Genomic DNA, 15,396 nt, shown 5'->3' with positions numbered 1-15,396 from the left:
GCCGGGCAGGCCGGCCAGGCCGCGGGCGACCCGGAGGCCGGGCCCGGCCAGGCGCTCGCCGAGGCCGAGCCTGCGCGCGTCGGAGAGCGCCGCGGCCGCACCCTTGAACGCCAGCGCCTCGGCCGTGGGCACCCCGCCCCTGTGGGCGTCGACGACCTGGGCGCGCAGGTCGACGAGCACCGACGGGATGTCGATGCGCACCGGGCACACCTCGAAGCAGGCGCCGCACAGGGAGGACGCGTACGGCAGCGAGTCGGTCCGGGGGTCCGACCCGACGCCCTCGAGCAACGGGTTGAGGATCGCGCCGATCGGGCCGGGGTAGACCGAGCCGTAGGCGTGCCCGCCGACCCGCTCGTAGACCGGGCAGACGTTCAGGCACGCCGAGCACCGGATGCACCGCAGCGCCTGGCGCCCGACCTCGTCGGCGAGTGCGTTGGTGCGGCCGTTGTCGAGCAGGACGACGTGCACCTCCTGCGGCCCGTCACCGGGCGTCACGCCCGCCCACATCGAGGTGTAGGGGTTCATCCGCTCGCCGGTCGAGGAGCGCGGCAGCAGGCGCAGCAAGGGGTCCAGCCCCTCCCAGGTCGGCACCACCTTCTCGATGCCGACGACCGAGACGAGCACCTCGGGCAGCGTCAGGCACATCCGGCCGTTGCCCTCGGACTCGACGACGACGAGCGTGCCGGTCTCGGCGACTGCGAAGTTCGCGCCCGACACCGCGACCTTCGCGCGCAGGAACTTCTCGCGCAGGTGCGCCCGAGCCGCCGCGGCGAGCACGGCCGGCTCGTCGGTGAGGTCGGCCGGCGCGGGCCGGCCCGCCGCCGCCATCCGCGCCAGGAAGATCTCGCGGATCTCCGCGCGGTTGCGGTGGATCGCGGGCACCAGGATGTGCGAGGGCAGGTCCTCGCCGAGCTGCACGATCAGCTCGGCGAGGTCGGTCTCCCATGCCGCGATCCCCTCGGCCGCGAGGGCCTCGTTGAGGCCGATCTCCTGGGTGACCATGGACTTGACCTTGACGACCTCGTCGACCCGGTGGGCCTTGGCCACCGACGCGACGATCGCGTTCGCCTCGGCGGCGTCGCGCGCCCAGTGCACGGTGGCGCCGTTGGCCGTGAGGGTCTCCTCGAGCCGTTCGAGGTGCTCGGCCAGCGAGCGCAAGGCGGACTCCTTGACCCCTGCCCCTGCGAGCCGCAGCTGCTCCCAGTCGTCGACCTCGGCGACCACGCGGGCCCGCTTCGCGCGGATGGTTCCGGTCGCGTGCGCGAGGTTGTGGCGCAGCTGGGAGTCGGCGAGCGCGGCGCGCGCCGCGACGGGGAACTTCGGCATCCCGACGAACGTGCCGGTCATCGCACGTCCGCCTCGGTCGACGCCAGGATCTCGGCGAGGTGCACGGTGCGTACGCCGGAGCGCTGGCGGCCCAGCAGACCCCCGATGTGGGTGAGGCACGAGTTGTCGCCCGCGACCACGACCTCGGCGCCGGTGTCCCGGATGTGCCGCACCTTGTCGCTGCCCATCGCCACCGACGTGTCGGCGTTCTTCACCGCGAACGTGCCGCCGAAGCCGCAGCACTCCTCGGCGTGCGGCAGCTCGGCCAGCCGCAGGCCCCGGACGGCCTCCAGCAACCGCCGCGGGCGGTCGCCGACGCCGAGCATCCGCAGCGAGTGGCAGGTCGGATGGTAGGTCACGGTGTGCGGGTAGTAGGCCCCGACGTCGGTGACACCGAGGACGTCGACGAGGAACTCCGAGAGCTCGTGGACCCGGGGCGCGACCTCGGCGACGGCCGACGCCAGGACCGGGTCGCCGGAGCGGCGCGCGACGATCGCGTGCTGGTGGCGCACCGCGCCGGCGCACGAGCCCGACGGGGTCACGACGGCGTCGTAGCCGGCGAACGCGCCGACGAACGTGCGGACCACCGGCACCGCCTCGTCGAGGTAGCCGGTGTTCACCATCGGCTGCGCGCAGCAGGTCTGCGCCGTCGGGAAGTCGACCTCGACGCCGAGCCGGCGCAGCAGCCGGACCACCGCCTTGCCGGTCTCGGGATAGATCGCGTCGTTGATGCACGTGACCATCAGCGCGACCCGCATGCCGCCCATCATGCCTCCGCGCGGACCCGGTCGAGGCGCTGCTCGGCGGCGTCCCAGTCGGCCCCGGGCCTCGGCTCGTAGCGCCGTGGCGGGTGCGTACGGCGTACCAGCGCGCGCATCGCGGCCAGGTCCGGCAGGTCGACGCTCCCCTGCAGATGGAGGAGCGCGCGGGCCTGCACCAGGCCGTTGCCGATCGCCGCCGCCTCGGCCGGTCCCGCGAGGACGGGCAGCCCGAGCGCGTCAGCGCTCAGCTGGCACAGCAGCTCGTTGCGCGAGCCGCCGCCGACCACGTGCACGACCCGCGGCTCCCGGCCCGCGAGCGCGCCCGCCCGTCGCACGGTGCGGCGGTAGGCGAGCGCCAGGCTGTCGAGGATGCACCGGGTCACCTCGGCCGGCGTCGACGGCACCGGCTCCCCGGCGCTCCGCGCCAGCGCCGCGATCCGCGCGGGCATGTCGCCGGGCGGCAGCAGCGAGGCGTCATCGATGTCGACCACGGTGCGCAGCGGCTCGCAGGCCGCCGCAGCGGTCAGCACCGTGGTCAGCTCGGTCCCCCAGGCGTCGACGGACTGGGAGAGCACCCACAGCCCCATGACGTTCTTGAGGAAGCGGGTGGCGCCGTCGACCCCGGCTTCGTTGGTGAAGTCGGCGAGCCGGGCGGCCTCGGAGAGCACCGGCGCGTCGAGCTCGAGGCCGACCAATGACCAGGTGCCCGAGGAGATGTACGCCGCCGACGGGTCCGCGAACGGGACCGAGACCACGGCGGAGGCGGTGTCGTGGGAGCCCACGGCCACCACCGGCACGTCCAGCCCGACCGCCGGGCCGAGCACCTCGCCTGGCGAGCGGAGCGGCGGGAGCAGGCCCGGGTCGATCCCGACCCGGGCGGCGAGGTCGGTGTCCCAGGCCTGCGCCCGCACGTCGTAGAGGCCCGTGGTCGAGGCGTTGGTGCGCTCGGCGCCCGGGACGCCGGTCAGCCAGTAGCCGAGCAGGTCCGGCACCAGCAGCATGGTCCGCGCCCGGTCGATGGCGGGCGAGTCCGCGGCCGCGACCAACTGGTAGATCGTGTTGAACGGCAGCTGCTGCACGCCGGTGCGACGGTAGAGCTCGGCGGCGCCGACCTGCTCCCGGACCCGGGCCGCGACACCGTCGGTGCGCCCGTCGCGGTAGCAGTACGGCGCCTCGACCAGCTCGCCGGCATCGTCGAGCAGGCCGTAGTCGATCGCCCACGCGTCGATCCCGACGCCGTCGATCCGTCCGGCGTGGGCGAGCCCGGCACGCACCTCGTCGTACAGTCGGCGGACGTCCCAGCGCAGGGACCCGTCCGCGGCCCTCGCGGCCCCGTTGGGGAAGCGGTGCACCTCGGTCAGCCCGAGGTCGTCGGGACCGACCTCGACCACCATGACGCGGCCCGAGGTGGCCCCGAGGTCCACCGCGGCGAGCCGGAGCGTCATCGTGGGCTCATCGCAGGAAGGCCGCCGCCACGCCCGCGTCGACCGGGACGTGCAGGCCGGTGGTGTGGCTCAGCTCAGCGGAGCACAGGACGAAGACCGCGTTGGCGATGTGCTCGGGCAGCACCTCGCGCTTGAGGATCGTGCGTTGGGCGTAGAACGTGCCGAGGTCCTTCTCCTTCACGCCGTACACGGCGGCCCGGTTGGCGCCCCAGCCGCCGGCGAAGATGCCGGAGCCCTGGACCACGCCATCGGGATTGACGCCGTTGACCTTGATGCCGTGCTCGCCGAGCTCGGCGGCCAGCAGCCGCACCTGGTGGGCCTGGTCGGCCTTGGCGGCGCCGTACGCGACGTTGTTGGGTCCGGCGAAGACGGAGTTCTTCGAGGAGATGTAGACGATGTCGCCGCCCATCCCCTGGTCGATCATCGCCCGCGCCGCGGCCTGGGCCACGAGGAAGGAGCCCTTGGCCATCACGTCGTGCTGGAGGTCCCAGTCCTGCTCGGTGGTGTCGAGCAGCGACCGCGACAGGGAGAGGCCGGCGTTGTTGACGACGAGGTCGACGCCGCCGAAGGCGAGCACGGTCTCGGCGAGCAGGCGCTGGACGGCGGCGGCGTCGGACACGTCGGTCTGGACGCCGACGGCGACGTCGGTGCCGCCGATCTCGGCGGCGGCCGCCTGGGCCTTCTCCAGCGACAGGTCCGCGATCACGACACAGGCACCCTCGGCGGCGAGCTTGCGGGCCGTCGCCTTGCCGATGCCCGAGGCCGCCCCGGTGACCAGTGCGACGCGGGTGGCGAGCGGCTTGGGCAATGGCTGCCGTTGGAGCTTGGCCTCCTCGAGCGCCCAGTACTCGATGCGGAACTTCTCGGCCTCGTCGATCGGCGCGTAGGTCGAGAGCCCCTCCGCCCCGCGCATCACGTTGATCGCGTTGACGTAGAACTCCCCGGCGACGCGGGCGGTCTGCTTGTTCGCTCCGTAGGAGAACATGCCGACACCGGGCACCAGGATGATCAGCGGGTCGGCGCCGCGCATCGCCGGCGAGCCCTTGACCTTGTTGCGCTCGTAGTAGCCGGCGTAGTCGGCGCGGTAGGCCTCGTGGATCTCGGCGACCCTGGCCTTGACCTTCGCCAGCGGGGCGTCGGCCGGGAGGTCGACGACCATCGGCTTGACCTTGGTGCGCAGGAAGTGGTCGGGGCACGAGGTGCCGAGCTCGGCCAGGCGCGGGTGGTGGCGGCTGGCGAGGAAGTCGAGGACGACCTTGTCGTCGGTGAAGTGCCCGACCATCGGCCGGTCGTGGGAGGCGACGCCGCGCAGCAGCGGGGCGAGCTCGGCGGCACGGGCCCGCCGCTTGGCGGGGCTCAGGGGCTCCCACTTCTTCACGCGCGGGCCGAACGGCTCCTTCTTGGAGTTCGCCTTGATGTACCTCTCGGCGGTCCGGATCATCCAGAGCGAGTTCTTCTCGCACTTCGCGCTGGTGTCGCCCCAGGCGGTGATGCCGTGGCCGCCGAGGATGCAGCCGATCGCCTTCGGGTGCTGCTCCTTGATCGCGGCGATGTCGAGGCCGAGCTGGAAGCCCGGGCGGCGCCAGGGCACCCACACGACCCGGTCGCCGAAGATCTTCTTCGTCAGCGCCTCGCCGTCGGCGGCGGTCGCGATCGCGATGCCGCTGTCGGGGTGCAGGTGGTCGACGTGCGCGGCGTCGACGAGACCGTGCATCGCGGTGTCGATCGACGGAGCCGCGCCACCCTTGCCATGCAGGCAGTAGTCGAACGCCGCGACCATCTCGTCCTCGCGCTCGACCCCGGGGTAGACGTCGACGAGCGCGCGCATCCGGTCGAGGCGGAGCACGGCTAGGCCGGACTCGGTCAGCGTGCCGAGGTCGCCGCCGGAACCCTTCACCCAGACCAGCTCGACCGGCTGGCCGGTGACCGGGTCGGTCTCGGTGCCCTTGGCAGAGGTGTTGCCGCCGGCGTAGTTGGTGTTCTTCGGATCCGCACCCAACCGGTTCGAGCGTGCGATCAGGTCTGCCGCCGTCGTCATCAGTTCCACCCTGCCTGCGTCCCGCCCACGCGGTCCGCCTCGATCTGCTCCTGATAGCCGCTCTCGAGGTAGGCCCGCATCGGGTTCGCGGGCAGACCGCGGTCCTCGCGCCAGGTGGCGAGGTCGGCGCGGACGTCGGTGTAGAAGGCGTCCATGAAGATCTCGTTGGCCAGCAGGACGTCGCCGTCCTCCTGCGCCTGCGCGAGGGCGTCACGGTCGACGAGCAGCGCGCGGGCCGTCATCTCCTGGACGTTGAGCACCGACCGGATCTGGCCGGGGATCTTCTTCTCGATGTTGTGGCACTGATCGAGCATGTAGGCCACGTCGCTGTCGGCTCCGAACGCGCCACCGCGGATGCACTCGAACAGGATGCGGAAGAGCTGGAAGGGGTCCGCCGCCCCCACGATCAGGTCGTCGTCGGCGTAGAAGCGGCTGTTGAAGTCGAACGAGCCGAGCTTCCCGAGCCGGATCAGCTGGGCCACGATGAACTCGATGTTGGTCCCCGGCGCGTGGTGGCCGGTGTCCAGGCAGACCAGCGCACGCTCGCCGAGGGCGGCCACGTGGGTGTACGACGTGCCCCAGTCCGGGACGTCGGTGTGGTAGAACGCCGGCTCGAAGAACTTGTACTCCAGCACCAGCCTCTGGTCGTCGTCGAGCCGGTCGTAGATCGTGCGCAGGCTCTCGGCCAGCCGGTCCTGGCGGCCCCGGATGTCCCCCTGGCCCGGGTAGTTCGTCCCCTCGGCCAGCCAGATCTTCAGGTCGCGGGACCCGGTGGCGTGCATGACGTCGATGCACTCGAAGTGGTGGTCGATCGCCTTCTGCCGGATCTTCGGGTCGACGTGGGTGAGCGCCCCGAGCTTGTAGTCGTCGTCCTGGAAGGTGTTGGAGTTGATGGTGCCGAGTCGGATGCCGAGGTCCTCGGCGTACCGCCGCAGGGCCCCGAAGTCGTCGACGAGGTCCCACGGGATGTGCAGCGCCACCGAGGGTGCCAGCCCGGTGAACCGGTGGACGGCCGCGGCGTCGGCGACCTTCTCCTCGACGGTGCGTGGGGTCCCGGGGGTCCCGAACACCTTGAACCGGGTGCCGGAGTTGCCGTAGGCCCACGAGGGGACCTCGATCGCCTGGCCCTCGAGGAGGGGTGCGATCTCGGCGAAGCTGGGCATGGTGGGGTCACTCTCCGTAGGTCGTTCGGCGGTCGTGGGGTCGGCCGGTGGCGGTGGGGCTGGCTGAAACGGCTGGCTGAAAGGACTGGCTGAAAGGACTGGCTGAAGGGACTGGTGTCCCGGGCCCGCCCGTACTGGTCGAGGCGGCAGGGCGGGCCCGGGAGCCGGTGGTGGGTCAGGCGGGTCCCTGAGCCCAGGCGTCGTCCATGCCCTTGAGGACGTCATCCATCGACTGGCTGCCGTCGAAGTAGCCCTGGATGCCCGTCAGGTGCGCGTTCTGCACGTCGGGGTTCGGCCAGAGCTGGTCCATGAACGGGTAGGTCTTGCCGCCGTTGAAGTAGTCACCGAGGGCCTGGAGCGACGGGTCGAGCTGGAACTCGTCGTTCGGGATGCCAGGCAGGCCGGCGTTGACCTCCGCGAAGGCGTTGGTGCCCTCGGCGCCGGCGAGGAAGTCGATGAACGCCAGTGCTGCGGTCTTGTTCTCGGCGTTCGCGTTGACGCCGTACGTGCCGGAGGCGGCCGCCGCCATCCGCGTGGCCTCGGTGTCGTCGCTCGCCGGGACGGCGTTGAGCGTGAAGGTCGCGTCAGCGGGGGCCGCGTCCTTGAGGGCGGCGATCGCCCAGTTGCCGTTGACCAGGCCGAGCGCGTCGCCCTTGGCGACCATGGAGATCGAGGTGTTGTAGTCGGTGCCGTTGGGGTCGTCCTGGAAGCAGCCGGCGTCGTCCATCTCGCTGTACTCGGCCAGCACGTCCTCCCAGGCGCTGCCCGCGAAGTGCGGAGCCGAGTAGTCGTCGGTCATGTCGAGCTCCGGGTCGGCGGTGTAGACGAGCTCGGGCGCCAGCGCGTAGGGGATCAGCTGACCGACCCAACTGTCCTGGGTGCCGAGCGCGAACGCGACCGTGCCCTTGTCCTGCGCGGTCTGGCACAGGTCGAGCAGCTCGGTCCAGGTCGTCGGTGCGGTGGCACCGATCTTCTCCATGGCCTGGTCGTTGAAGATCGCGCCGATGCCGCTCACGGTGACCGACAGGCCGTAGACCTGGTCGTCCACGGTCAGGACGGGCTTGAGGCCGTCCGGAACGTCCGCGGCCCACGGCCGGTCGCTGAGGTCCTCGAGCAGGCCGGCGGGCTGGAGCACGGAGATCGCGGCGGAGTTGCCGGCGCCCGGCCAGATCTGGATGACGTCCGCGGCCTGGCCTCCGGTGAGCTGGGTGCGCAGGGTCGGCTGGTACTGGTCCGTGTCGGCCCAGGTGGTCTTGACGTCGAGGTCCGGGTACGCCGCCTGGAACGCCTTGATCGATGCCTCGAGGGCGGCCTTGTCGGAGTTGAGCGCGGAGATCGTGAGGGTGCCCGTCGGCTCGGAGGTCTCGGCCGAGCCCGAGTCGTTCGAGCCGCCCTCGCTGTCGCTGCCGCCGCACGCGGCGAGCGAGAACAGTGCCGCAGCGGTCGCCAGGCTTGCTGCGATGAGGCGTTTCCTGTGCATGTTTCCTCCATGGGATGCGCGCCGCGGGACCATTGCGACGACGATGGTGTTCCTTCCCGACGCCCCGGAGCGGCGGCGAAGCGTGGATGGGCCGACGGACGCGTCGGCGTAGGGCCGGATCAGGCCTTCAGGCCACCGCTGAAGCCCTTGATGATGCTGCGTTGCATGAGGAAGTAGACGATCAGCACCGGCAGCATCCCGATGAGGAGGCCGGCGAAGACGACGTTGTAGTTGGAGAGGTACTGCGCGACGAAGGTCGAGACGGCGAGCGGCATCGTCGAGGTGTCGGTGCCGGACAGGTACAGCAGGGGCGTGAAGAAGTCGTTCCAGACGAAGACCGCGTTGAGGATGACGACCGTTCCGGTGATGGGCCGGAGCAGCGGGAAGACAACGCTGGTGAACGCGCGCAGCGGGGAGCAGCCGTCGAGCATCGCCGCCTCCTCGTAGTCCGTGGGCAGCGCGCGGAGGAACCCGACGTACAAGAACGTCGCGAACGGCACCTGGAGCCCGCTGTAGAAGAGGATCAGCGACCAGATCGACCCGAGCAGGTCGAGGTCGCGCATCGTGCTGTAGAGCGGCAGCAGCGCGAGCTGGAAGGGGAGCAGCAGGCCGATCATCACCACGACGAACGCGATCCGGGACCAGGCGCGGGTGACGCGGGCGAGCACATACGCCGCCATCGAGGAGACGACGACGATCACCAGGACGCTGACGACCGTGACGATCGTGCTGTTCAGCAGCGCGCTCCCCAGGCCGGCATCGCGCCAGGCGGTGCGGTAGTTGTCGAACGTCGGGTCGGTCGTCGGGCTCAGGATCGACTGGCCGGACCTCTTGTCGCGCAGGGACAGGTTGACCAGGACGTAGATCGGGAAGGCGATCACGACGGCCGTCGCGATCATCACGAGCTCGAGGACCAGGGTGCGTCCGGTGTAGCGCTTCACGAGGCGTTCCTCTCGGCCCGGCGCAGGAAGGCGAACTGACCGAACGCCAGCACGGCGACCAGCACGGTCAGGACGACCGACATGGCGATCGCGAACGAGAACTGTCCGGAGTTGAAGGCGTAGCGGTAGATCAGCGCCGACAGGTTCTGCGTGGAGTTGGCCGGCCCGCCCCCGGTCGTCGCGTAGATCTGGTCGAACAGCTTGATCCCGCCGATGATCGAGAGCATCAGGTTGATCGTGATCGCCGGAGCCAGGAGTGGCCGCTCGACGTACCAGAACCGGCGGATCCGGCTGGCGCCGTCGACCTCGGCGGCCTCGTAGATGTCCTGCGAGATGCTCTGCAGACCAGCCAGGAAGATCACCATGGAGTACCCGGCGTACTGCCACACGACGATGAACACGATCGACCAGGTCGCGTACCTCGAGTCGCCGAGCCAGGCGTGCTCGAACCGGTCGAGGCCGACCAGGTCGAGGAGGGCGTTGACCGCGCCGGTGGGCGCCAGCAGGTTGCGCCACAGGTACGCGGTGACGACCGGGGTGAGCACAGCCGGGGCGAAGAGCAGCACCCGCAGCACGTTGCGGGACTTGATCTGGGAGTTGACCCCGAGGGCCAGCAGCAGGCCGATCGCGTTCTGCACGATCGTGATCGCGACCGCGATCACCACCGTGCGCACGAGGGCCTCGCGGACGAGGTCGGTCTCCCACAGCTTCGAGAAGTTGTCGAACCCGACGTAGGAGTAGGTCGGGTTGATGCCGTTCCAGTCGGTGAACGCGAGCGCGATGCCGCGAGCGCTCGGGATCAGCACCACGAACGCGTAGAGGGTCAGGCCCGGGAGCAGGAACCACCACGGCGCGCGGGAGCGCCGTCCGAGGAGGTCGAACCGCGGCCACCGGCGGCGCGCTGCGGCCGTGGTGGCCGCCGGTTCGCTGGTCAGAGTTGCCACGCGCCTGCCTCTCACGGAACGTGCTCGGTCGAGGGGGTGTGCCGTGCTGGTGCACCCGTCTCGCGGTGTTGTGAATCGTTACAAAATCGCACCGCCGTGTCAACGGTCACAGCGAAACAATTTGGTCACGCTCGCGACGACAGGGCCACGGGAACCGGGATCGCGGCGCGACATGGGCGCGGCCCGACGCGCTGAAACGATCCGCCCAGAAGCCAGGGCAGCGGGTTGGGAGTCAAGACGCGCTTCGCGCGGGCCGCGCGTCCAGGAACCCCCGACACTAGAAGCGGGGGGCGGGCACGTGCGCGACCGACAGCCGGTGCCGGCCCGGGACGACCGACTGCGGTGGCTGACCGGGCAGGTCCACGACCGCGTCCACACCCACCGGCACCTCGACGTCGACGTCCAGCCGCTCCCCGTCGATCCGCCACGCGATCGCCACCTCGCCGTACGGACTCAGGTGGCGAGCCGACGCGTGGGTCAGGCCCCCACCGGGGCGCGGGGCGAACCGCACGGCGCGGTAGCCGGGCGCCGTCGCGGCCAGGCCCGCGACCGTCGAGTGGAGCCACGCCGCGACCGCGCCCAGGGCGTAGTGGTTGAACGACGTCATCTCCCCGGGATTGACGGTGCCGTCGGGCAGCTGGCTGTCCCAGCGCTCCCAGATCGTCGTGGCCCCCTGGTCGACCGCGTAGAGCCACGAGGGGCACTCGCGCTCGAGCAGCAGCGCGTAGGCGCGCTCGAGATGTCCGGTCCGCGTGAGCGCCCCGGTCACCAGCGGTGTGCCGGCGAAGCCGGTGGCGATCCGGTTGCCGGCCGTCTCCACGAGCTCGGCGAGCCGGTCTCCGGCGACGCGCTCGGCATCCGCGTCGAGGAGGTCGAAGCTGATCGCCAGGGCGTGGGCGGTCTGGGTGTCGACGACCGGGCCGCCGCCGGGGTAGTAGCGCGACCGGAAGGCGGCGCCCACGCGGTCCGCGAGGGCGGCGTACCGGTCCTCGTCGTCACGCCGGCCGAGGACGGCCGCGATCCGCGCCAGCGTGCGAGCCGACCGCGCGAAGTACGCCGTCGCGACGAGCGCGGGGTCGGTCAGCGCTGCGGCCGGGTCCTCCGGCGGCGCCGCGGGGTCGAGCCAGTCACCGAGCTGGAAGTCGGCGTCCCACACGAGGTCCGCGCCGGCCCGGCGCTCGACCATGTCGACCCAGGCCAGCGCGGAGTCGTACTGGTCCTCGAGGACCCGGACGTCACCGGACGCCTGGTAGACGTCCCACGGCGTCAGGACCGCCACGTCGCCCCACACCGCGGAGGGACGGGGCGGGGTGCAGAACTCGTCGGTCTCGAGGTACGGCACGTACCACGGCACGTTGCCGTCCGGCAGCTGGTCGGCCGCGACGTCGCGCAGCCAGCCGCGCAGCATCCCCGATGCCTGGTAGAGGAAGACCGCGGTCGGCGCGAACACCTGGATGTCCCCGGTCCAGCCGAGGCGCTCGTCGCGCTGGGGGCAGTCCGTCGGCACGTCGACGAAGTTGCCACGCATCGACCACACGACGTTCTCGTGCAGCCGGTTCACGGCCGGGTCCGAGCACTCGAACCAGCCCGCCCGGAGCAGGTCGGTGTGGTGCACGCGAGCCACGACGTGGGCGGCGATGTCGCCGCCGGTCCAGCCGTCGACCTCGGCGTACCGGAACCCGTGCAGGGTGAACCTGGGCTCCCAGGTCTCCGGCCCCCCACCCGCGAGCGTGTAGGTGTCGGTCGCGTCGGCGAACCGGAGGGGTCGCGTGCACAGCTCGCCGTCCTGCAACACCTCCGCGTGCCGCAGCGTGACGGTGTGCCCGGCCTCGCCCTCGACGGTGATCCGGAGCCGGCCGACGAGGTTCTGCCCGAAGTCGAGCAGGGTGGCACCGGACGGCGACCGCCAGACCCGGACCGGCGCGACCTCCTCGGTGCAGCGCACCGGCGGCCCGTCGGGTGCGACCAGGGTCGCGGGATCGCGCGGGACCGCGCGCACCGGGCTCCAGTCGTGGTCGTCGAAGCCGGGCCGGCTCCAACCCGGCGCCGACCGGCGGGCGTCGTGCTGCTCCCCGTCGTAGATGCTCGTGGTGAGGATCGGCCCGGTGCTTGCACGCCAGTCCTCGTCGGACACCACGTGCAGACGACGGCCGTCGGTGAGCTCCACCTCGAGCTGGGCCAGGACCCCGAGCTCGGCGCCCCAGTTGTTGCGGCGCCCACCGTGGAACCCGAGCCGGCCCCGGAACCAGCCGTCGGCGACCATGACACCGAGGGCGTTCGCCCCGGTGCGCAGCAGGTCGGTCACGTCGTAGGTCTGGTAGCGCAGGCGGTGGTCGTACGACGTCCACCCGGGCGCCATCGCGTCCTCGGCGACCGACGACCCGTTGAGCTCCGCCTCATAGACGCCGTGCGCGGTGATGTAGAGCCGCGCCGACCGGACCTCGCCGTCGAGCGCGAACTCGCGGCGCAGCAGCGCCGGCGCGGCGTCCGCGTCCGGGTCCTGCCGCCAGGCCGGGGTGATCATCCGCGCGGTCCAGTCGGCGGCTCGGAGCAGTCCGGCCTCGACCGTCGAGACGTCCGACCAGGAGCTGGCGCGGCCGTCGGCACCCAGGGCGCGGACCCGCACGGTGGCCCGCTCGCGGGAGCCGAGCGGTGCCCCGGGCCACGCCAGCAGCACGCTTTGCGCGGACTCGACCCTGACCACGCTCGTCGTACCGCCCCGTTCGACCTCGACCTCGTAGCCCTGCTGCCGCCACGTGCCGTCCGCCGTCGTGCGGAACGACCACCGCGGCTCGGCGACACCGACGCCCAGGGCGTCGCGGAGCTGCTCGAAGGTGGGCGGGGTGACGGTCACGTCGGTCACGGCTCGGTCCTGGTTCCTCGGGTAGTCTGGCCCTGCGATTGAACCGTTTCATGCCGCGCCTGTCCAGTGCCCCACGTCGATCCGGGCCCTCCCGATCGACCCGCCGTGCGGTCGCGCGACCGGTACGATCCATCACGCCACCCAGGAGGATGAAACGATGACGGTGCGAGGCGCCTCGGTGAAGGACGTCGCTCAAGCGGCCGGCGTGTCCCTCGGCACCGTCTCCAACGTGCTCAACCGACCCGAGCGGGTCACGGAGAAGACCCGCTCCCGCGTGGAGCAGGCGATGCGCGACCTGGGCTTCGTGCGCAACGAGTCGGCGCGCCAGCTGCGGCTGGGCAAGAGCCGGACGCTGGCCTACGTGATGCTCGATGCCCGCAACCCGTTCTTCACCGACGTCGCCGCCGGGATCGACGACGCGGCCGAGGCAGCGGAGCTGTCGCTGTTCTTGTGCAACAGCGACAACCGTGCCCGCAAGGAGGCCGAGCACCTCGAGCACCTCGAGCAGCAGCGCGTCCAGGGCATCCTCATCACGCCCGTCGACCCGAACTCCGAGCTCCTCGAGACGGTCGCGCGGCGCGGCACCCCGATCGTCGTCGTCGACCGCAGCTCGAACGTGGCGGGCTTCTGCACGGTCGCCGTCGACGACGTGCTGGGCGGCCGCCTCGCTGTCGAGCACCTCGTCGACCAGGGCCACGAGCGGATCGCGTTCGTGGGCGGGCCGTTCGGCATCGGCCAGGTCGCGGATCGCCATGACGGGGCCAAGGCCGCGTGGCTGGCCGCCGGGCGTCGCGAGGAGGACTTCGTCGTGCTCGCCACCGATGCCCCCACGGTGGCCGATGGCCGCGCGGCGGGCGAGCGGCTCTCCGGGCTGCCGAAGGGACGACGGCCGACGGCTGCCTTCTGTGCCAACGACCTGCTGGCCCTCGGCCTGCTGCAGCAGACGATGAGCACCGGTCGCCGGATCCCCGACGACCTGGCCATCGTCGGCTACGACGACATCGACTTCGCGGCCGCCGCGGCCGTGCCGCTGACCTCGGTGCGACAGCCGCGCCAGCAGCTGGGAGCGAGGGCGGCCGAGCTGGTGCTCGACGAGGCGAACAACCCGCAGCACACCCACCAGCAGGTCGTCTTCACACCCGAGCTGGTGGCGCGGGCGTCGACCCTCGGCTGAGGCGCGGCGCGGCCGAGGGTCAGATCCAGCTGGTCTCGACGCCGAACTCCTCGGCGACCCGGCGCAGCTCCCCCTCGGACAGGCCCTCGCCCCGACCCCCGGCGACGAGGTCCATGTACTCGTAGCGGGCGCCGGTCTCGGCGTACTCGACCCGGTCGACGGCGCGCGTGACGGAGACGTCGGAGCGGGACATCACGCCGTGCTTGGACCACAGCACGATCTCGTGGTCACGCAGCCCGGCGACGTTGGCGGCCATCATCTCCGCCGAGCCGGGCACCAGGAACGGCAGCACCCCGATGCCCGCCGCCAGGCTCACGACCGTCTCGGGCTCCCAGCGCAGCACCCGGCGGTTGAACGTACGGGTGTCGCGATAGCCGGCCAGGTGGCTGAGGTAGGTCAGGTGCGGGGGCTGGGCGTGCACGACGGCCTGGAAGTCCACGCCGCGGCGGGCGACGTGGTCCTGGTGCACGCCGAGGTGGGAGTTGAACTCGCTGGTGAGCCGCTCGAAGAGCCGGCGCGGGTGGTGGTGCAACGTCGCCGAGGCGCCGTCGGGGCCGACCCGGACCGCGCCCACGTTGGCCAGCGGGTCGGCGGCGATCTGGCGCAGCCGGCGGCCCGACCCGGTGACCAGGAGCGTGTGGCCGGCCAACGCCGGCGCCGGCACCGGCAGCTCCAGGGCGACCTCGCCGGGGAAGTGCTCGGAGAGGTCGACGTCCCATCCGACCAGCACGGAGATGTTGCCGGCACCGGCCTCGCTGGCGTCGATCTCGCTGATCCGGGCGCCGGCCGCGCCCATCGCGTCGAGCAGCTCGTCGAGGTCCGGGCGCGAGCTGGTGTCGGTCATGGGGTCTCCATCGGGCACGGGAATGAATCGTTTCATAGTCTAGCCGGACCGACTCGGGCCGCGCGAGGTGGGTACCCCCCGCCCATGAGCCCGACCCTGCGGAAGACGACCCTCGCTGCCCTCCCGGCCGCCGCACTCGGCGCCGTCGCCGCGCACGACCTGCTGCAGCGACGGCACGCGATCCTGCGCAACTTCCCGGTACTCGGGCACGCGCGGTACTGGCTGGAGTCGGTCGGGCCCGAGCTGCGGCAGTACATCGTGGCGAGCAACGACGAAGAGCGGCCGTTCAGCCGCGACCAGCGCCGCTGGGTGTACTCCTCGGCCAAGCTGCAGAACAACTACTTCGGGTTCGGCACCGACAACGACCTCGAGCACAGCTCCGGCAACGTGATCGTCCACCACCGGACGTTCGGGCGG

General features: G+C 71.6%; 11 protein-coding genes and 1 pseudogene. 2 read left to right on the top strand and 10 right to left on the bottom strand.

Going from position 1 to position 15,396, the window contains the following annotated elements; genetic code table 11:
- The 9 genes from VGD85_RS22400 to VGD85_RS22360 all read right to left on the bottom strand — a co-directional run.
- Positions 1 to 1,347, bottom strand: a 1,347-nt coding sequence (locus VGD85_RS22400; protein ID WP_331065647.1) for a lactate utilization protein B, incomplete at its 3' end; no start/stop codon positions are given.
- A complete protein-coding gene (locus VGD85_RS22395; RefSeq protein WP_331065646.1) occupies positions 1,344 to 2,084 on the bottom strand; it encodes a (Fe-S)-binding protein in 741 nt (246 codons plus the stop codon). The genes VGD85_RS22395 and VGD85_RS22400, both read right to left, overlap by 4 nt.
- Before the next feature lie 8 nt (positions 2,085 to 2,092).
- Positions 2,093 to 3,532, bottom strand: coding sequence for a rhamnulokinase family protein (locus tag VGD85_RS22390; RefSeq protein WP_331065645.1), 1,440 nt, complete (start codon positions 3,530 to 3,532; stop codon positions 2,093 to 2,095).
- Between the two features lie 7 nt (positions 3,533 to 3,539).
- Positions 3,540 to 5,570 carry a bifunctional aldolase/short-chain dehydrogenase gene (locus VGD85_RS22385; protein WP_331065644.1) on the bottom strand — a complete coding sequence of 677 codons (2,031 nt, stop codon included), beginning with the start codon at positions 5,568 to 5,570 and terminating at the stop codon, positions 3,540 to 3,542.
- Entirely contained in the window at positions 5,570 to 6,733 is a 1,164-nt protein-coding gene (rhaI, locus tag VGD85_RS22380) for an L-rhamnose isomerase (RefSeq protein ID WP_331065643.1), read from the bottom strand. Before rhaI ends, VGD85_RS22385 begins: the two co-directional genes overlap by 1 nt.
- Positions 6,734 to 6,908: 175 nt before the next feature.
- Positions 6,909 to 8,213 (bottom strand): ABC transporter substrate-binding protein, encoded by a 1,305-nt coding sequence (locus tag VGD85_RS22375; protein ID WP_331065642.1) that lies wholly within the window; start codon positions 8,211 to 8,213, stop codon positions 6,909 to 6,911.
- Between the two features lie 119 nt (positions 8,214 to 8,332).
- Positions 8,333 to 9,154 (bottom strand): carbohydrate ABC transporter permease, encoded by an 822-nt coding sequence (locus tag VGD85_RS22370; protein ID WP_331065641.1) that lies wholly within the window; start codon positions 9,152 to 9,154, stop codon positions 8,333 to 8,335.
- Positions 9,151 to 10,098, bottom strand: coding sequence for a sugar ABC transporter permease (locus VGD85_RS22365; protein WP_331065640.1), 948 nt, complete (start codon positions 10,096 to 10,098; stop codon positions 9,151 to 9,153). The genes VGD85_RS22370 and VGD85_RS22365 overlap by 4 nt, the downstream gene beginning before the upstream one ends.
- Positions 10,099 to 10,375: 277 nt before the next feature.
- The gene (locus VGD85_RS22360; protein ID WP_331065639.1) at positions 10,376 to 12,961 is read right to left on the bottom strand and encodes an alpha-L-rhamnosidase; all 2,586 of its coding nucleotides are present in this window, start codon (positions 12,959 to 12,961) and stop codon (positions 10,376 to 10,378) included.
- 157 nt (positions 12,962 to 13,118) lie between these two features.
- Between VGD85_RS22360 and VGD85_RS22355 the strand changes: the two genes are divergently transcribed.
- Complete coding sequence (locus VGD85_RS22355) at positions 13,119 to 14,135, top strand: LacI family DNA-binding transcriptional regulator (protein WP_331065638.1); 1,017 nt, start codon at positions 13,119 to 13,121, stop codon at positions 14,133 to 14,135.
- A gap of 19 nt (positions 14,136 to 14,154) precedes the next feature.
- On the opposite strand, the gene VGD85_RS22350 is transcribed toward VGD85_RS22355, so the two are convergent.
- Positions 14,155 to 14,979 (bottom strand): class II aldolase/adducin family protein, encoded by an 825-nt coding sequence (locus VGD85_RS22350; RefSeq protein WP_331065637.1) that lies wholly within the window; start codon positions 14,977 to 14,979, stop codon positions 14,155 to 14,157.
- Between the two features lie 84 nt (positions 14,980 to 15,063).
- Here VGD85_RS22350 and VGD85_RS22345 point away from each other — a divergent pair.
- A pseudogene (locus VGD85_RS22345) lies at positions 15,064 to 15,396 on the top strand (FMN-binding glutamate synthase family protein); the annotation flags it as partial.

This window comes from Nocardioides sp. (assembly GCF_036401255.1).
Taxonomy (GTDB): Bacteria; Actinomycetota; Actinomycetes; order Propionibacteriales; family Nocardioidaceae; genus Nocardioides.
This window is presented reverse-complemented; position numbering and strand designations above follow the sequence as displayed.